The following is a 17547-nucleotide window of genomic DNA, read 5'->3' as shown; positions in this document are numbered from 1 at the left end:
TCATTAGCCCTCACGCCCCATTCGCGGGTCGATCCACAGGTAAAGCAGATCGACGATCAAATTAACTATCACATAGGCAAAGGACACCACCACGGCAAAGCCCATCACCGCCGGGAAATCCAGCGCCTGAATGGAATCCACCACGTAAGCGCCCATGCCTGGCCAGGCGAATACCGTTTCGGTCAGTACCGCGCCGTACAGCAAATCCCCCAACGCCAGCCCCAGTACCGTCACCGAAGGGATCAGCGCGTTCGGCAGCGCATGGCCGAGCACCACTCGCCAGTGCGAAAGGCCGTTGGCGCGCGCGGTGCGGATATAGTCTTCGCCCAGTTGTTCAAGCATCGCCGAGCGGATTTGCCGCGCCACCACCCCGAGGTGTACGAACGCCAGGGTCAACGCAGGCAGGATCAGGTGCTGCAGGCTGTTCCAAAACGCTTCGCCGTTGCCGGTCAGCAGAGAATCCAGCAGGTAGAACCCGGTAATATGGGTGGGCGGATCCAGCCAATCGTCCAGCCTGCCGCCGCCGGGCAAGACGTTCAGTTGGCCGTAAAACAAAATGATCACCCCCAGCCCCAGCCAGAACGCCGGCGTGGAGATGCCGGTCACCGACAGCAGGCGCACCAGATGATCGGGCCATTTATTGCGGTAAACCGCCGACAGCACGCCGAGCGGCACTCCCAGCGCGATCGCCAGCAGCAAGGCGCAAAACGCCAGCTCCAGCGTCGCCGGGAAGAAGGCGCGCAGGTCGTCCAGTACCGGCCGCCCGGTGCGGATAGACGTGCCCAGATCGCCGTGCAGCAGATCCAGCACATAGCGGCCAAACTGCACGTATAACGGCTGGTCCAGCCCCAGTTGCTGGCGAATATGCTGGACGATTTCCTCGCTGGCGCGATCGCCGGCCAGCAGCCGCGCCGGATCGCCGGGGATCAGGTGCGAGATGGTAAAGGTGATGACGCACACCCCGAACATCACCAGCACCAGCCCCCAGCAGCGCTGGCGGATAAGGCTCCAAACGTTCATAGTCGTTTCCCGTGGCGCAAGGGGGCAGCCAAACGGCTGCCCGAATTTGATTGCACAATTGTCTTTATGTCCGAGATACCCGGGTCTAGCGCACCGAGGGGCCATTATGGGACACATCCCTGTGTCCCACCCTTCGGGCCGACATGAAGTCGTTCCAATTTGCTCCCGGCAAATGGGTCGGCGGCAAGCCGCTACGACCCCTTCGGCACGCTCTCCCTAATAATAGGCTTTGGCAATCCTCTGAATAATTAGCCGAAAGAGAATTACTTGCTCATCTGCCCAACGTTGAACACCTGTTCCAACATCGGGTTATACACAAAGCCCTTCACCTCTTTGTTCATCGCCACCTGATAGTTTTTCTGGAACAAATAGACGTAAGCCGCCTGATCGATGACGATTTTCTGCGCCGCCTGATAATCGGTGGTGCGCACTTGCTGATCGGACACCGAAACCGCTTTTTTCAACAGCGCATCCACCTGCGGATCGCTGTAGAACGAGCGGTTGCCCGGCAGCCCTTTTTTGTCGGATTCGAACCAGTAGTTCATGAACATATACGGGTCGGCGAAGTCCGGGCTCCAGTTGCCGATAGCGATGTCGTAATTGCCCTGGCCGATGCGATCGCGCATGGTGGCGTTAGCCAGCTTCTCCAGTTTGACGTTAATGCCTACCGTCGCCAGGCTGGCCTGCACCGAGAGCGCTATCGCCTCCCAGTTCGGATCGCTGACCGAATACAGGAAGTTCAGCGACGCCGGCTTGTCTTTCACCGCCGCCAGTGCGGCCTTGGCCTTGTCCGCATCCAGACTGTACTGCTGTGCGGCGGCGTCGTAACCCCACATGCCTTCCGGGATCGGCCCGCGCATCTGTTTGCCGTTACCGCCAAGAATGCCCTTCACCATGCCCTGATAGTCCACCGCATAAGAGATGGCGCGACGCAGATCCACCTGATTCAGCGGCGCCTTGCCGTTATTCAGGTACAGATAAGTGACGCGCAACGAAGGAAACTCATTAACCGCCACCTTGTTTTCGCTTTTCAGCGCCGTGAGTTGGTCGATGGGCAGAGATTCGGCGATGTCCAGATCACCACGCGTCAATTGCAGCCGGCGGGTGGCGCTTTCGGCAATGATTTTCACCGTTATGCGTTTGAACGCCGGTTTGGCGCCGCCGTAATGCGGATTTGGCACCAGCACCAACTGCTGCCCCTTCTGCCAGCGATCCAGCTTGTAAGGGCCGGAACCTGCGCTGTGATTCGCCAGCCAGGCTTTGCCTTCGTCGGCCGAATTGGCCTTGGCGATCGCCGGGTTGACGATGCCAGCGCCGTCATTGGCCAGCGTGTAGAGGAACGGGGCAAACGGCGTTTTCAGCGTGAAACGCACCGTCAGCGGATCCACCACCGTCACCTGCAGATCTTTCGGGAAGGCTTCTGACGGCCCCTGGCCAATCTTCATCAGCCGCTCAAACGACCATTTCACCGCCTCGGCGTTAACCTCGCTGCCGTCGTCGAACTTGTTGCCCGGCTTGAGCTTAAAGGTCCAGACAAGTTGATCGTCCGAAGCGGCCCAGCTTGCCGCCAGTTCGCCTTCAACCTGGGTGGAGCCTTTGCCGCCCTCGGTTTTGTATTGCACCAACCGCTGGTAGGCAGGGTAAGTTACCGTCCAATCGTTGTTATCGATGGTCACGGCCGGATCCAGCGTCTGCGGGTCGGCCGCTTTGCCGATCACCAGCATATCCTTGGGTACCGCCGCCTGCGCCGGAACCAAACCGGCCAGACCCACAGTGACTGCCACCGCCAGCGCGGCGTATTTAACTTTGCTCATAAACTGACTCCTGGTGTGTTGAAGGTGCGTCGTTTTAATCGTAAGAAAAACAGCCGAAGCGATCGGCCAACAGCGGATAGTCACCGGCGTTGGGCAGCTCAAAATGCCACCACTCACTGGCGATGCCGCAAAACCCCCCGGCGGCCATCACCGCATTCAGCAACAGCCGATTGCGCTGCACCTCGGGAGGGAAATCGGGGTAAAACGGATGGGAACGCTCGCTCATCTCATCAAAGCCGGTCCCCATATCCAGCGCCGCGCCCGCCGCATCCAGCAGCGTCACGTCGATAGCCACGCCGCGGCTGTGGTGCGAGCCGGTCTGCGTGCTGGTGACATATTGCGGATCCGGGCACGCCAGCCACAGCAGCGCCTGCGCCTGTTGCGGCCGATAGGCGTCAAGCACCTTTAGCGATAAACCGGCAAGCCGCGCCGCCAGAAGGCAGCGTGTCAACCCGCGTACCGCGTCGGGATGCAACAGGCAGCGGCTTTCGCGATAGATCGGCCGGCCGGTGAGGTTATCGGCGCCGGCATATTTCAACTCGATCGGCAGATCGGGAAACGCCTCGGCCAGATCCATTAACGTTACGTTGTCACTCATTACCTGTTCCCATACGGTTAAGATTCAAATTGGCCCAGTTCTTTTTGCAGGAGGCGGTTGTTGGCCAGCCGTTGCTCCACTTCCGCACCGCCCTGTTCCAATACCGAGGACAGCAGCAGGTTGAACAGGCAACTGAGCGGCGCCAGCGAATCCCAAAACTGGCCGGTGTCGGTTTTCACCTGCAGCAGGTCAATCGGGTAGTCCCGCGCCCACGGGCAGTAAATGTCGGTGATCAGCGCTAGCCGCAGCCCGCGCGCGCAGGCCGCCTGGCAATATTGCCGGGCGATGGTCGAGTAGGCGCGAGTGTCGGTCAGCACCAGATAGGGCGCGCTAAATTCCGAATTGAGCGATTCCACATAGGTACCGGACAGCCCGTCGGCGTAATAGACTCTGGGCCGCAAATACTCCAGATGGCTGTAAAAGGCGTTGGCGATGCCGCGCGTAGACTGGATGCCGACCACAAACACGGCTTCCGCCTGCGCCAGTTGGCGGCTGACGTGGTTGAACGCCTCCCCGCCGGCCAACTGGTAAACGTGTTCTATCGCTTCCAGCTCCAGGGTTAACGCCTGGCGCAGCTTTTGCGGCTGCGGCTGCTCGCGCCGCCGGCGGTAAGCCCCCAGACGATCGGTGACGCCCCAGGGTTGGTACAGCGCCGCCCCTTGTTCACGCAGCGTGCGTTTCAGATCGTCGAGATTGCGATAGCCCAGGCTGCGCAGATAGCGGCCGACCGAAATGCCGCTGGTCGCCGTGCTGCGGGCGATGCCGTCGGCGGTTTCAAATGGCACCTGCGCCAGATTGGCCAGCAGATAACCGGCAATACGCTTGCCGGTCGGGGTTTGTACCGCGAATGACGCTTCTATTTGTGCGATCACATCAGGATGGTCTGCCATAGTTCGCCCGCTGTTGGTGAGTTGTCATCAAACCGCTGCCTGTTACTCAGGTAACAAAGACTGATGATGACAATGCATGGCCTGTGCCAATTGCGGACTTTCTGGAGATATTTCACGCGCGGCGGCGTACGGCGGCGCAGGAACGGCAAAACCTGCGGTTACAACATAGTCATCAGTTGATAACTATTGCACAACAATTGGGCAATGCATCTGGCGATGCACCGCCGTGGCACCTGATTTTCAATTTTATGACAGCGCTTGCGAAACCAATGCAAAAGTCTGCACACCAGCAGGATCCGGTCTATGAGGCACCCCGCGCACCATGATGGCCGGCGTGTCGATGCCGGGCAAACCGCGCTCTATCAGCCAAGGGCTGAGGTCGCTGGCCTGCGGCGTGTCGATACGCACAAACTGCCCGGTACAGGGCCGGCACAGCGCGTCAATTAACCCGACGGCGGAAGCAAGATCGGGCGCAACGACCGGGCCGATCATGTTGCCATGACCAAAGCGGCGACGCACCGCGAAACCGACGACAATCCCCTGCCGTTCCAGAACCAGCGCCTGCCCGGCACTACTCAGCAACGTATCCAGCAACGGCTGACGCCGCATGCCGCAAGCGGCGAAATCCAGCTCGGCCAGGGTTGATAGATCCTGAGGCGATGCCGGGCGCAGGATGACGCCCTCCGGCAAAGGCTCGGCCCCGCGGGCAGGTAACTCCCGGCACTGGTGCTGTACCAGCCGCCCCTGTTCGATAAACCCCAACTGCTGATACAGCGGCTTGCCCTGTTCGGTAGCCACCAGGTGCAGTTGATGGTCAGCCAATGGTGCTATCAGCGTCTGCATCATCGCCCTGGCGATGCCTTGCCCGCGATGCCGTTCATCGACAATCACCAACCCCAGCGTGGCGCGGCTCTCTCCCCACAACCAGCGCAGAGCGGTGCCGACCGTCTCGCCGTTGATCTCAGCGACCATTCCCGCCCCCAATCCCCACGCCTGCTGCCAGTCTTCCAGGCGGTGAGGCCAGCGCGCCTGTTGCGACAGCCCGAACGCCGCCGGCAGATCCCTTTCAATCATCGGGCGCAACTGAATGGTTTGCTTTTCCTCGAGCACGTTTGCCTCCTGATTCCATAGGGATAACTTGACTGGGTGGCGAAATCCGCCTCCTCGCAGAGTAGCAGATTCGGTTCCGCGTGGTGCATTGCTTATAGTCTGAATATGAACTAAATTTGACCCACGCAAGACACGAGGACGCCAGTATGAAAGTTGAAACCATCAGCTATGTAAAGAAGCACGCCGCCGCGCTCGATTTGTCTGAGCCTATTCTGGTGACGCAAAATGGTACCCCTGCTTATGTGATCGAATCTTATGAACAACACCAGCAAAGGGATGACGCCATTGCCCTGCTTAAATTGCTAACGCTGTCTGAAAAAGACAAAAAAGAAGGCAAAGTTTATTCCCGCGACCAATTGCTGGCTGATATAGATAAGTAATGCGGTCAAAAGGAGATGTCGCATGAGGGAACGGATTGATATTGAGTATACCGCAACGGCAAAGAGTACTTTGCTCGAGATTGTCCACCCTTTGAAAGCCAAAAATGTGCTGCCGTTACCGGTCGTTGAAAACATCATTACCGGGTTTGAAGCCAGGGTAAGCCTCTTTCCAACCGGCTGTCAGATATGCCCTGAACTCTTGAAAATTGGCTGCGATAAATACCGTGAATGTAATACGGTCAACGGCTATCGCGTTATTTATTCGCTCGAAGATTCTCTTATCACCGTACATGCCTTTCTTGCCCAAAAGCAGGATATTCAACAAACGCTGTTTAACCGACTGATTGCGTCGTAATCCCGTCAGTTAAGCGGATAAGCCGCCCCATTTTTCAACCAATAAACGCAATAACCCGTTTTGCGGGTGGCGACCAACACTTGCACCCTCTGCGATAAGCCGTTAGGGTAAATTGTGATTTTCATCACATTTTTCATCTGGGGGAGCCACGGCGTCTACAGCAAACACCCTCTACAACGCCAAGCGCCGTTTCTCCGTCGGTCTACATGACAACAAAGTAATCAACCTATTTATCAGTGAATTGCACACGATATCATGGAGATGAAATGCTGAAACCGAGCCCCAACCTGTTAATTTTCACCGATCTGGACGGTTCGCTGCTGGATCATCACAGCTACCGCTGGCAGGCTGCACAGCCGTGGCTGGAGCGGCTCGCGCACACCCAGACGCCGCTGATCATCGCCACCAGTAAAACCGCCGCAGAAGTCGCCCCGTTGCAACGGCAACTCGGGCTGAGCCACTGGCCGTTTATTGCGGAAAACGGCGCGCAGATTGTCTTCCCCGCCCAATGGCGCGATCGCCCCGACTATCCGACCAAACGCCTGGGTGCAGATTATCCCAGCCTGTGCGCCACGCTGCGGGAACTGCGCAGCCAGACCGGCTTTGCCTTTCAGGGGTTTGCCGATGTGGATGACGCCAGGGTCGCGCAATGGACCGGCTTAACGCTCAATCAGGCGCATCTGGCACGTCGGCGCGCCGGTTCTGAACCCTTGCGCTGGGCCGGAAACGATGAACAGCTTGCCCAGTTTCGCACGTTGCTGGCGCAGCGTGATCTCGAGTTGACCCAGGGCGGACGCTTTTATCACGTGATGAGCGCGGCCGTCAGCAAAGGCAACGCCGCCCGTTGGATAGCCGCGCGTTATCAGTTACCGCACGGTCCCCCTCTTACCACCCTCAGTCTGGGCGACGGCCCTAACGACATTTCCCTGCTGCAAGCCAGCGATCTGGCGGTGTTGATCCGGGGGCAGCAGGACAAACCTCTTGATTTACCGGGCAGTTTCTCCGGCCAGCTGTACCGTACGCGCCTGCAAGGCCCCCAGGGCTGGTGCGAAGGATTGGATCATTTTCTGATTAACGGGAGATCACACCATGAGTGATTTTTATCAAGATGGCATCATCACCAACTTTCACAATCTCGCACAGCGTGAATTGTCCGAACTGGAATATGAGTTGCAGGTATTTTCCGGCCGCAACACCATGGGGCTGATTCTACCCTCGCTCTATTCTGAGCTGGAAGGCCCGGCGTTGGACAGGATTGTCGATGTTTTGGCGCAGGTGCCCTATCTGGAGGAGATCGTCATTGGCCTGGATCGCGCCAACCATGAACAATTTCTGCATGCTAAAAACTTTTTCTCCCGCCTGCCGCAGCGCCACCGCATTTTGTGGAACGACGGGCCGCGCCTGACGGCGATTGCCAACCAGCTCAGCGCCGAAGGACTCGCGCCCAACGAACCGGGCAAAGGCCGTAACGTGTGGTTTTGCGTCGGCTACACCTTGGCTTCACGCCGTTCCAGTTGCGTGGCGCTGCACGACTGTGACATTGTCACCTACGATCGCCGCATGCTGGCACGCCTGTTGTATCCGGTGGCTAACCCGCATTTTCATTACGATTTTTGCAAGGGTTACTATGCCCGGGTGGCTAACGGCAAGCTGAATGGCCGGGTCGGTCGGTTACTGGTGTTTCCGCTGCTGAAATCACTGCAGAAAGTGTACGGCAATTCGGATTTTCTCGACTATCTGCGCAGCTATCGCTACCCGCTCTCGGGCGAGTTCGCCATGCGCACCCACATTCTCAACAACCTGCGTATTCCCAGCGACTGGGGGCTGGAGATCGGCGTATTGTCGGAAGTCCACCGCAACACCGCCACCAGCCGTATCTGCCAGGTGGATATCGCCGATGATTACGATCATAAGCACCAGGCAATGTCGGAAGAGGATCCGCACAGCGGCCTGCAGCGTATGGCGGGCGATATCACCAAGGCGCTGTACCGCAAATTGGCGATCCAGGGGGTGCCGATCACCAGCGATTCTTTTCGCGTACTGCGCGCCACCTACTACCGCACGGCGTTGGATATGATCGACGCTTTTGAGCACGATGCCAAAATGAACGGTCTGGATTTCGATCGCCACAGCGAAGAGTCAGCGGTCGAACTGTTCTCTCGGGTAATTTCTCAGGCCGGGCAAGCCTTCAGCGAAAACCCCGGCGATAAACCCTTTGTACCAAGCTGGAACCGCGTACAATCCGCTTTTCCGGATATTCTCGAGCGGTTGTATGACGCCGTAGAACAGGACAACCAACGGTAAATATCTGCGCCCGCACAACGCGGGTTTTACTTTTGCTCACTTATTTCGCCACCCACGCCTGATAACCGATGTTATTATTATCCTGCTCAATAATTCTCTCTTAATTCAAAGTGGTACGATAAGTTGATGGAAGCGTGGAAACTCAATCTGATTTCGGTCTGGCTCGGCTGTTTCTTCACCGGGCTGGCGATGAGCCAGATCCTCCCTTTTCTGCCGCTGTATATTGAACAGCTCGGCGTCAGCGGCCACCAGTCACTCAGCATCTGGTCAGGGTTGGTGTTTAGCGGCACCTTTTTGGTCTCTGCGCTGGTGTCGCCGCTGTGGGGCAGCCTGGCGGACCGCAAAGGCCGTAAGCTGATGCTGCTGCGCGCTTCGCTGGGGATGGCGATCGTCATTGTGTTGCAGGGCATGGTGACCCACGTTTATCAACTGTTTGCGCTGCGCGCGCTGATGGGCCTGACCTCCGGTTATATTCCCAACGCTATGGCGCTGGTGGCCTCACAGGTGCCGCGTGATAAAAGCGGTTGGGCGCTGGGCACTTTATCTACCGGCCCGGTTTCCGGGGTGATCGTCGGCCCGCTGCTGGGGGGCCTGATGGCTGACCATCTGGGTCTGCGCGTGGTGTTTTTCGTCACCGCCGGGCTGATGTTCGTCAGCTTCCTCATTACCCTGTTCCTGATAAAAGAACGCCATATCGAAGTGAAAAAGGCCAACCGACTGAGCGGCAAGGCGGTATTCCAGTCGCTGCCTTATCCGACGCTGATCGTCACGCTGTTCATCAGTACGTTGATGATCCAGTTGGCTAACTCCTCCATCAGCCCGATCCTGACGCTGCTCATCAAGGATTTGTCCGGCGACAGCGGCAATATCGCCTTTATCAGCGGTATGATCGCTGCCGTTCCCGGTATTGCCGCGTTGGTTTCCGCGCCGCGTCTCGGCCGGCTTGGCGACCGTATCGGCACCGCTCGTATTCTGATGGCAGCGCTAGGGTTGACTACCCTACTGTTCGCTATCATGGCCTGGGTGCAGACGCCGCTGCAATTGGGGATTTTGCGCTTCCTGCTGGGCTTTGCCGATGGCGCCTTGATGCCTGCGGTGCAGACGCTGCTGCTGAAGTATTCCTCCGATCAGGTGACCGGCCGCATCTTCGGCTACAAGCAATCAAGAACTAAAATATTCTTTTATCTTCGTCATGATTTGAGTCCTATTGATACACTCCCCCCTACTTCAGTCTCAAAACATCTATTCTGTCGGTTTGACAAACTTGCGTTACCATTCCTACACCACAGTCAACAAGCACCGATTTGAGGTAGATTGCCACTTCTTGTCCCTTACCCTAAGATATCTGTGGTTACTTACCTACTGGGATTGGTGAAACACGAATGAAAAAAATGGTGCTGATTTTGCTCCTTACTGGATGTGCTCAAGTTCAGTACAACGACGGTAAAACTGTAAGTATCCAGTCCGATGGCTGGTATGGTTTGGACAGCTTGCAAAAGACAGCCAACGCAGCTTGCAAGCAGTACGGCAAATCCAAGGCCACATACACCCACAGTGCGAACATGAACCCTCACCTACCTGCCGGTAGTGGTGTACAGAACACCATATGGAAGTGTGAATAAGAACTAGCCCTAGACCATTTCCATAATATATATGTGGTTACTTACTGGGAGAAACATGAATGAGATTAACCACTCGTGAATTAGATTACAGCCAAGGATTTACCAATGAAAATGATATATTCAATAGACAGCGTTTTGCTACACAGCTAGAAACCATTATCCTTAACTCTCAAGATGAAAGCTTAGTATTTGCAATTGATGACAAATGGGGAAGTGGAAAAACAACCTTTCTTAAAATGTGGGAAGGAAAGGTAATAAAAGAAGAAAATCCTAATTTAAAAATAATTTACTTTGACGCATTTGAGCATGATTATCAGCAAGATGCCTTTTTAGCCCTTGCATCAAAAATATATGACCTTATAGATAAAGAAAGTAGCACACTAAAGAAAAAATTTATCGATAGTGCAAAAGTGGTTGGTAGAAGTCTATTCAGCATCGCTACCAAAGTTGGTGTGAACATTGCAACCGCAGGACTAGTTAATGGGAGTGCTATCGAGAGTGCTTCTGATACAGTTGCTGATGCAATCACAAACCCGATAGATAAATTCATTGAGGAAAAAATCAAAGGAGCAAAACAAGAGGAGGATAGCCTAACTCATTTTAAAGAAACCTTAGAGCTGATATCGAAAGATAAAAAAATAATATTTATTATTGATGAGCTAGACCGAGCAAGGCCTGATTTTTCACTAGAAATTCTAGAGAAAATAAAACATGTCTTCTCGGCAAAAAACTTCATATTCATGCTTTCAATGAATAGGGAGCAATTCGAAAAAACAATAATAAAGCGATATGGTGATATAAATGCATCTTTATACTTAAGTAAATTTATAACGCATTGGTTTACTTTGCCAAAAGAATCAGAAACAAAAACAACAGCTTTATCTAGATATTGCGAGCATCTATACAAGGTAATGCTCGACTCCAATAGAGAATTCGAAACCTCTTATGATACGCTCACACGGTTACTTACCGTGAACAAGACAAGTTTAAGAGAAGCGGAAAAAGCTTTTGGATTTATGGCACTAACCCTAGCATCAATAACAAATAAAGTACCCGGAACTAGGCAAGCAGCAATTGCTATATCCACATATTTAACCATACTACACCCTAATAGTATCAATGACGTTTTAGACAATGAAATGACGTTAAAAAAAATAGTATCACTATTAAACATCCCTTCCACTCAAGAATATATTGATGAGTTTATATCAAAGATAATCAACACTGAGTTTCTACCAACGGATGAGTATGGCAGATTGGTTACTGAAAAAAGCGAATTAGTTATGCCACCACAAAGTAGACGCCCAACCTTCATAAAAAATGCACTTAATTATATAACCAATATGTATATAGATAGCAATTAACTACCACCAATCAATACTATCAGTACCCGCCATACGTCATCAAGAGGTATTGGCGGGAGTACTACCCCACATACCGCCAGTACTGGTAGAATCACGTAATTCCATAAAACAATAAACGTTAGCACATACCCCAAAGACTGCCGCCACGTGAACCCCTTACGAGTTTCTTCGAGTGTTATTTCATTCTGCTCATGGCTGTTTTGTGCATCTAATTCGGCCTTACCTTGTTCCTTTTTCTGGAAGAAACTGAAACCAGCTTTGATCAAATCAATGATCGCTCCTATTCCAAACATTTTAGTATCCCTGTTGAATAAACCAAAAAGTACTTCCCCTTAACAAACAATCTTGTTTTATCAATGACAACGATAGTTCGTTCAACGTCAAACAATGACCATTGGTACATGCTTCCAAGTTCTAGTTGTTGTTCTTTCTCAAAGATGATATTCATTGTTTCTTGTACATCAACTTCAATGTCCAGTTCTTCATTAATTAGCTTTAGTTGTTGCTTTAATAGTTTCTTGTACTTCTGAGCAAGAAAACAAACATTAGTAGGCAGTGAGTTACCATCTGGTACTAAATCATTAATTAGAATTGAACGTGTATCATCTTCATAGTGTTGGTCTTGCATTATCATTTACATTCTCCGAAATATATATTGGCCTTGTAGGTCAGATAAGATAAGACGTGCTCCAATTTCAGCTCGTTCATAAAAGTCATAAACCATTTTCCGTTTCTTAACTTCACGTAGCCCGACTACACGTTTAGAACGGTTTTTCTTGCCTTTCTTTGATGTGTCGATCATTCTCTTCTTTCCACCTGAATCTACTATTTTATACTTGCCGTTCCTAATACCAGATTTCATTGCACTGATATTTCCCTGTGCAGTGAGTTTTGCAACCGATGTAGGAACTATTTTTACTTGATTACGTGGTTTCACAATAATATCGTGCAAGTACTTGGCCTGATAATCCTTCACGATGATTTCATTAACTGCACCTGTACTTGTTCTTTTGAATCTAAAAAGAATTGCATTACTTGTAAATGGTACTGGCCCACCGGAAATTGCGGTATTCATATCAATTTGCATTTGATTGGCAAGGCGTCTTGCTCTGTTGGACACTTCCTTTAGAAAGTTCTGTCCCGCTCTCTGTCCCTGTTGATTAAGGTATACCCTTGCCTGTGGTATACCCGTTATCGTTCCTTGAAACCTCATGATAACCACCCTACTATCTCTTGAATTATTTTAAATTGCTCACCATTATCTTTATGTAATCTTGATTTAGTCATGATTGCCTTATTGAGGCAATCCCACTGAGTACCGAGCAAACTAATTAATGCCGTCTCACAGTTCACCGCTTGTTGTACCGTAGGGAAACACCATAGGATTTGTTTCTTATAGTTATGCCCTTCACAGATGTACTGATTAACGACTTTGCTACTACTGGTATAGATAGGCCAATTTGAGTCTTTGGTATCGTTAGACCTTTTCTTGATGTCCTTAAGTCCTTTATAGGTTTGTTTAACACCTATATAGTAATCGCCAGTATCGGGAAACTGAATCAGATACACAAATGCGGCACATTCCGGTACATCATCGATAGAGAAGTCGGGGTTGAACATTGTCCATTCACTGTTGTTGCCATTATTCATAGATCACCCCCTAACTACATAGGCAATCATGGAATCAACACGGCTTGGTGTCTGGCGATACCACTGTGAGTCTTTCACTTCAAGAATGGCAGTTGCATAGTTCTTATTGCTCAACGCCGCCAAGAATCTCTTAAACCCTCTCGTCTTTGTTAGACCTAACTGAAACACCATCATTACGAGGAAATCATTCCAGCGTGAATCATTCGGTAAATTTAGTTTTAATGCTTCTACGCCTCTACTTGCAATGGCAATATCATTAAGTAGTAACGCATCTGCCTGTTGCTCTGTAAGTATCCCTGCAAAACGTCCCGTTCACTTTTAGAGATCTTCCGACATACTGATTATGTCCCCGAGGAGATCGCTATGCGTAAAATCCGATTCACCGAGCACCAGATCATCGCCGTTCTGAAGTCTGTCGAAGCCGGACGCACCGTTAAAGATGTGTGCCGTGAGGCCGCTATTTCCGAAGCCAGCTATTACAACTGGAAGGCGAAATATGGCGGTATGGAAGCCGCTGATATCAAAAAGATCAAAGATCTTGAAGACGAGAATCGTCGCCTGAAACAGATGTTTGCCGATCTGAGTCTGGAATGTCGGGCACTGAAAGACGTCATCGAAAAAAAGCTTTAAAACCAGCGATAAAGCGTGAGCTTGTCAACTATTTGACCGCGCAGTTTACGATGAGCATACGCCAGGCATGCAGGACGTTATCGCTGAGCAGGACGGTATTTCGTTATCAACCCGATACGCGACGTGATGAACCGGTGATCCAGGTGCTGGCCGAGGTGGCCGAGCGCTATCCCCGCTACGGCTTTAAGAAGCTTTTTCAGGTGCTTCGCAGGCAGGGTCACGTCTGGAACCACAAGCGGGTGCACCGGATTTACTGTCTGCTGAAACTGAATTTTCGGCGTAAGGGTAAACAACGTCTGCCGGTGCGTAATCCGGCTCCGCTGGCAACGCCGGAAGCGCTCAATCAGAGTTGGTCTATCGATTTTATGCACGACGCGCTGGTGTGCGGTCGACGTTTTCGAACCTTCAACGTCGTGGATGATTTTAACCGCGAGGCTTTGGCCATCGAAATTGACCTGAGTATCCCTGCACAGCGGGTCGTCCGGGTGCTGGACAGGATTGTGGCAAACCGTGGATATCCGCTGAAAATGCGGATGGATAATGGGCCGGAACTGATATCACTGGCTTTGGCGCAATGGGCTGAAGACCATGGTGTGATGCTGGAATTTATTAAGCCGGGTAAGCCAACGCAGAACGCATTTATCGAACGGTTTAACCGAACTTACCGGACAGAAATACTGGATTTTTACCTGTTCAGAACGCTGAAAGAAGCACGGGAAATTACGGAACGCTGGCTGAATGAATACAACAGTGAGCGACCCCATGAATCCCTGGATAACCTGACACCGGAAGAGTACCGGCTGATGGCTGAGAAACCGGAAATCTCAAAAAGTGCGTGGAACTAAAGCTGGGATACTTACACTTTGACGACTTACATTGATCGTATTTAAATCACGTTCTAGTTGTGACGTTCTAGTTCTATGCGATTTTTGAATATTAGGTACTGGCATTGGTACTTGTGGTGGTACTGCTTCCTTTTCATGTTTTCTAAAAAAATTAAACATTAACAGTTCCTTCTGTTTAGTTTGGTTATGCTCTTAATCGGGCGTTGTCCATCACCAGACTTACCATTAAGTTTCAGTAGTTCTTTATTAGCCTGTTTGGTGTATTGATCCTTCAACCTGTAAAGTACATCTAGAGATTCATTAACTAATGTTTTGTTATTAATGCTAGTAGTAGTGATTAATCCACCAGCAACACGCATCTTTATTAATTGGTCTATGTCCTCTAACATCTTTAGAAGCTCTTGATATTTGTCACTCGATGCAATTGGATCGATTACGGTGAAATGAATTACCTCACTGATTGACATATCAGTTTTAATTATTTGCGTCCATAAACCAGACTCCCATTGTTCAGTGCTAATCGCTGTTGTTTCACCACTGATCTCTTTTTTTGTTTTATTCGGGGAAACCAATGTAGTTGTTTCACTATCATTTTGATGATAGATAATAACCTCACCGATATAAACCTTTTCTAATTTTGTTAACATATTTTAATTCCAGAATGAATTACGTCTACGTAGTCTCTTCGGTTGGGGGGGTTCCTGCTTCCGTTCCGGTGGACTTTCGTTAGAAGTATTTGTTGTCTCATTATATTTATTGCGGACGCGGTGGTTGTACTCTCGTAAAATATGAAAAGGATCTGCACCCGTTAATGTATTTAGATAATGCTTCATACAGATAAATGCATACACTAGACAGTCCAATGCTTCATTTCGTGAGCCTGATACTTTCAATGACCATTGTTTAAAACCATTTTTAATGTCTACCCGTTCGGATGTAAGCTGATTAAAGTAGTCATCGGGTAATGCTTCACTAAATCGTATTGGTGGGTTGTTCTTGTCTACGAGGCAAGTACGCAACATCTTATTGATAGTACTTTTAGCGAGGTTCACGTTTAGTATCTGTAGTTCGTGGCCGCCAGTTCTACTACTTCTGAACAACGGTTTAGTAGTACTGCACCCTTCACCCTTGATGGGTTTGAACAAGGGATTGTAACTATTACAGTAGGTATAGACTGTCTGTGTTGCGTTCCCATTCGAGCTATCCAGGAAACCGGCAAGTACTCGAACTGGACGCCCTGAAACTGTTTTGAATACACCTTTGCTGTACAGTGTTAACTCTGTATAGGCTTTGCTACCAATCTGAGTACAATCCACGCCATAAAAGCTTCTATGATCCAGTACGTATAGGGTTTTCTCAGTAAAGGCCAATGTAGTTATTTCGATCCTATCATTCTGCTGATCGGCACCGAATAGGATTCCTAGGCAGTTTTCTGGGATCTGTACTGATGAAATCTCTTCTCTTAAGTTCTCCAGCTCGATGAGGTTATGTTCTTTGTTCTCTTCTGGTTCATATGGCAAGCCGAGGGAGTTGTTGTAGAAGCTTTGAAGATCGAAGTTATAGTGTGCGTTACTGAAGTCCTCAACCGTGCTTTCAATGGTGTTTATGGGACTGTACAAGCGGCTAACGTGGTAGCTTGGATACTTACCGCTAGGGTTAGTTGCTAACCAATGACCAGCAGCGATTGCCCTTACCCGTTCACCCTCAGTTATATGATGCTCACAGTTCGGACATAGTAACTTGGCAGTTTCTGGTACTGCCTTTTTGCGTCCATTAGGGAGGACTTGCCAATCGAAACGAACGTTTTCCCATACTAATTCGTGGTAGTGATTACAGTTCGGACAAGGCACATGAAACTTGCGTTGATCACCTGCTTCATATTCTTGAACTATTGCATCAAGTTTGTTGGTTGGTGTGGAACCGATCATAATCAAGCCGTCATCAAATGATTTAATACGTTGGCTTGCTAGACTTATTGGATCACCTTCTGAATCATCAAAACTTCCGCTTACTTCATCAAGGAAAATTCGTTTTGTAGTAATACCACGTAAAGTACTCGGTGCGTTTAAGTTAATAAAGTATGTATTTGTAGAATCGAGGTTCTGTTGTGTATTTTGATTATTAGCGGCGTTCTTATCTGACTTTTTAGTTACGTAATCTCGAAGAATGCTTTGATCAATACTAGGTTGCCATTTACCGTTCTTAAACTTCATTGTACTTGCCCCACTTTGGAAGCCATATGCCATATTACTGGGATCATTAACAATGAAGTACTGCATTGCTGCCATCATAACTGTTGATTTAAGCAATTGAGCACTACTCATCATGACAATTCGTTGGACACCCGGTTCGATAATTGTGTCAAGTACTTGTCGCTGGAATTCGAATAGTCTAAGTTTCTGTCCGGCTAATCTACCATCGGGAAAAACTAAATGTTGTTCTGCAAATTTACTCGGTAGTATCTTTTCTGGAGGTAGTATCTTTTTTATCGTTTTCTTGTAGATCTTCTTGAACTTCTTCATTTCCGAGTTCGAGAGATCCGATCTCTCTGAGTGCATCGTCTATTATTTCCTGTAATTTATTTTTTAATGTTATTGCATCCTTAGATTCAAATAACTTTAAATATTCCGAACTTGGAATACTTCTCATGATTGATTTGAATTGATGAAAGTACTTTGCAAACTCTGCTTCAACGATTGAAACTGAGATTAATTCCCCACGTCTTTCTTGTTCATCCAGTTCTTTAATATTTGCGGATGCCGTAATGTCACGTAATCTTTCTTTTTCTATTTGTTCGCGTGTATTTGTATCGCGTAATGGTTTTAATATATTTTCAACAATCCAATTTCGTGTTATTTCGTCGGGAATATCTTTACCGTGTGGCATACCTTTTTGTTTCCATTGCCGTATTGTTGCCTCATCGTATGAGTACTGACGTGCAAGTTCTCGTAAACTGATCATTTCT

General features: G+C 50.0%; 20 protein-coding genes. 8 read left to right on the top strand and 12 right to left on the bottom strand.

What is annotated here, in order from left to right; all coding sequences use genetic code 11:
• Nucleotides 1-3: 3 nt before the first annotated feature.
• From JEM67_RS13565 to JEM67_RS13545, 5 genes are all read right to left on the bottom strand, one after another.
• The gene (locus tag JEM67_RS13565) at nucleotides 4-1020 is read right to left on the bottom strand and encodes an ABC transporter permease (RefSeq protein ID WP_013812833.1); all 1017 of its coding nucleotides are present in this window, start codon (nucleotides 1018-1020) and stop codon (nucleotides 4-6) included.
• Between the two features lie 263 nt (nucleotides 1021-1283).
• The gene (locus JEM67_RS13560) at nucleotides 1284-2834 is read right to left on the bottom strand and encodes an ABC transporter substrate-binding protein (protein WP_199635795.1); all 1551 of its coding nucleotides are present in this window, start codon (nucleotides 2832-2834) and stop codon (nucleotides 1284-1286) included.
• A 34-nt stretch (nucleotides 2835-2868) separates the two neighbouring features.
• Entirely contained in the window at nucleotides 2869-3432 is a 564-nt protein-coding gene (gene ddpX / locus JEM67_RS13555; protein WP_199635794.1) for a D-alanyl-D-alanine dipeptidase, read from the bottom strand.
• A gap of 17 nt (nucleotides 3433-3449) precedes the next feature.
• Entirely contained in the window at nucleotides 3450-4322 is an 873-nt protein-coding gene (locus JEM67_RS13550) for a MurR/RpiR family transcriptional regulator (RefSeq protein WP_199635793.1), read from the bottom strand.
• 246 nt (nucleotides 4323-4568) lie between these two features.
• On the bottom strand, nucleotides 4569-5432 hold the full coding sequence (locus JEM67_RS13545; RefSeq protein ID WP_199635792.1) for a GNAT family N-acetyltransferase: 864 nt from the start codon (nucleotides 5430-5432) through the stop codon (nucleotides 4569-4571).
• 146 nt (nucleotides 5433-5578) lie between these two features.
• Here JEM67_RS13545 and JEM67_RS13540 point away from each other — a divergent pair, with 146 nt between their 5' ends.
• From JEM67_RS13540 to JEM67_RS13510, 7 genes are all read left to right on the top strand, one after another.
• On the top strand, nucleotides 5579-5812 hold the full coding sequence (locus JEM67_RS13540; RefSeq protein ID WP_006318766.1) for a type II toxin-antitoxin system Phd/YefM family antitoxin: 234 nt from the start codon (nucleotides 5579-5581) through the stop codon (nucleotides 5810-5812).
• A gap of 22 nt (nucleotides 5813-5834) precedes the next feature.
• The gene (locus JEM67_RS13535; protein WP_013812827.1) at nucleotides 5835-6167 is read left to right on the top strand and encodes a type II toxin-antitoxin system RelE/ParE family toxin; all 333 of its coding nucleotides are present in this window, start codon (nucleotides 5835-5837) and stop codon (nucleotides 6165-6167) included.
• Nucleotides 6168-6433: 266 nt separating this feature from the next.
• The gene (locus JEM67_RS13530; RefSeq protein ID WP_199635791.1) at nucleotides 6434-7264 is read left to right on the top strand and encodes a mannosyl-3-phosphoglycerate phosphatase-related protein; all 831 of its coding nucleotides are present in this window, start codon (nucleotides 6434-6436) and stop codon (nucleotides 7262-7264) included.
• Nucleotides 7257-8471: a glycosyl transferase gene (locus JEM67_RS13525; protein ID WP_199635790.1), complete on the top strand. Its 1215-nt coding sequence runs from the start codon at nucleotides 7257-7259 to the stop codon at nucleotides 8469-8471. Before JEM67_RS13530 ends, JEM67_RS13525 begins: the two co-directional genes overlap by 8 nt.
• Nucleotides 8472-8597: 126 nt before the next feature.
• A complete protein-coding gene (locus JEM67_RS13520) occupies nucleotides 8598-9779 on the top strand; it encodes a multidrug efflux MFS transporter (RefSeq protein WP_304621742.1) in 1182 nt (393 codons plus the stop codon).
• Between the two features lie 74 nt (nucleotides 9780-9853).
• The gene (locus JEM67_RS13515) at nucleotides 9854-10093 is read left to right on the top strand and encodes a hypothetical protein (RefSeq protein WP_199635789.1); all 240 of its coding nucleotides are present in this window, start codon (nucleotides 9854-9856) and stop codon (nucleotides 10091-10093) included.
• Nucleotides 10094-10152: 59 nt separating this feature from the next.
• The gene (locus tag JEM67_RS13510) at nucleotides 10153-11457 is read left to right on the top strand and encodes a KAP family P-loop NTPase fold protein (RefSeq protein WP_199635788.1); all 1305 of its coding nucleotides are present in this window, start codon (nucleotides 10153-10155) and stop codon (nucleotides 11455-11457) included.
• Here JEM67_RS13510 and JEM67_RS13505 read toward each other — a convergent pair.
• Genes JEM67_RS13505 through JEM67_RS13490 form a run of 4 tightly spaced genes read right to left on the bottom strand, consistent with a single transcriptional unit; the run spans nucleotide 11454 to nucleotide 13107 of the window.
• On the bottom strand, nucleotides 11454-11750 hold the full coding sequence (locus JEM67_RS13505) for a hypothetical protein (RefSeq protein ID WP_199635787.1): 297 nt from the start codon (nucleotides 11748-11750) through the stop codon (nucleotides 11454-11456). The two genes, JEM67_RS13510 and JEM67_RS13505, sit on opposite strands and share 4 nt — an antisense overlap.
• A complete protein-coding gene (locus JEM67_RS13500; RefSeq protein ID WP_199635786.1) occupies nucleotides 11738-12091 on the bottom strand; it encodes a hypothetical protein in 354 nt (117 codons plus the stop codon). The genes JEM67_RS13505 and JEM67_RS13500 overlap by 13 nt, the downstream gene beginning before the upstream one ends.
• On the bottom strand, nucleotides 12092-12670 hold the full coding sequence (locus JEM67_RS13495; RefSeq protein ID WP_199635785.1) for a hypothetical protein: 579 nt from the start codon (nucleotides 12668-12670) through the stop codon (nucleotides 12092-12094).
• Nucleotides 12667-13107 carry a hypothetical protein gene (locus JEM67_RS13490; RefSeq protein WP_199635784.1) on the bottom strand — a complete coding sequence of 147 codons (441 nt, stop codon included), beginning with the start codon at nucleotides 13105-13107 and terminating at the stop codon, nucleotides 12667-12669. The genes JEM67_RS13495 and JEM67_RS13490 overlap by 4 nt, the downstream gene beginning before the upstream one ends.
• 363 nt (nucleotides 13108-13470) lie before the next feature.
• Between JEM67_RS13490 and JEM67_RS13485 the strand changes: the two genes are divergently transcribed.
• Nucleotides 13471-14582, top strand: a protein-coding gene (locus JEM67_RS13485; RefSeq protein ID WP_426406339.1) for an IS3 family transposase whose coding sequence is annotated in 2 segments (ribosomal slippage) — nucleotides 13471-13732 and nucleotides 13732-14582 — 1113 coding nt in all. Because the reading frame shifts where the segments join, the coding sequence is not laid out codon by codon here.
• Nucleotides 14583-14740: 158 nt separating this feature from the next.
• Here JEM67_RS13485 and JEM67_RS13480 read toward each other — a convergent pair.
• From JEM67_RS13480 to JEM67_RS13470, 3 genes are read right to left on the bottom strand one after another with little or no spacing between them, the layout of a single operon-like run.
• Nucleotides 14741-15229, bottom strand: coding sequence for a hypothetical protein (locus JEM67_RS13480; RefSeq protein ID WP_199639365.1), 489 nt, complete (start codon nucleotides 15227-15229; stop codon nucleotides 14741-14743).
• Between the two features lie 3 nt (nucleotides 15230-15232).
• Nucleotides 15233-17104 carry a terminase gpA endonuclease subunit gene (locus JEM67_RS13475; protein ID WP_199639363.1) on the bottom strand — a complete coding sequence of 624 codons (1872 nt, stop codon included), beginning with the start codon at nucleotides 17102-17104 and terminating at the stop codon, nucleotides 15233-15235.
• A complete protein-coding gene (locus tag JEM67_RS13470) occupies nucleotides 17031-17543 on the bottom strand; it encodes a hypothetical protein (RefSeq protein WP_199639361.1) in 513 nt (170 codons plus the stop codon). Before JEM67_RS13470 ends, JEM67_RS13475 begins: the two co-directional genes overlap by 74 nt.
• Between the last annotated feature and the right edge of the window lie 4 nt (nucleotides 17544-17547).

This window comes from Serratia sp. PAMC26656 (genome assembly GCF_016469055.2).
In the GTDB taxonomy this organism is placed as follows: Bacteria; Pseudomonadota; Gammaproteobacteria; order Enterobacterales; family Enterobacteriaceae; genus Serratia; species Serratia plymuthica.
This window is presented reverse-complemented; position numbering and strand designations above follow the sequence as displayed.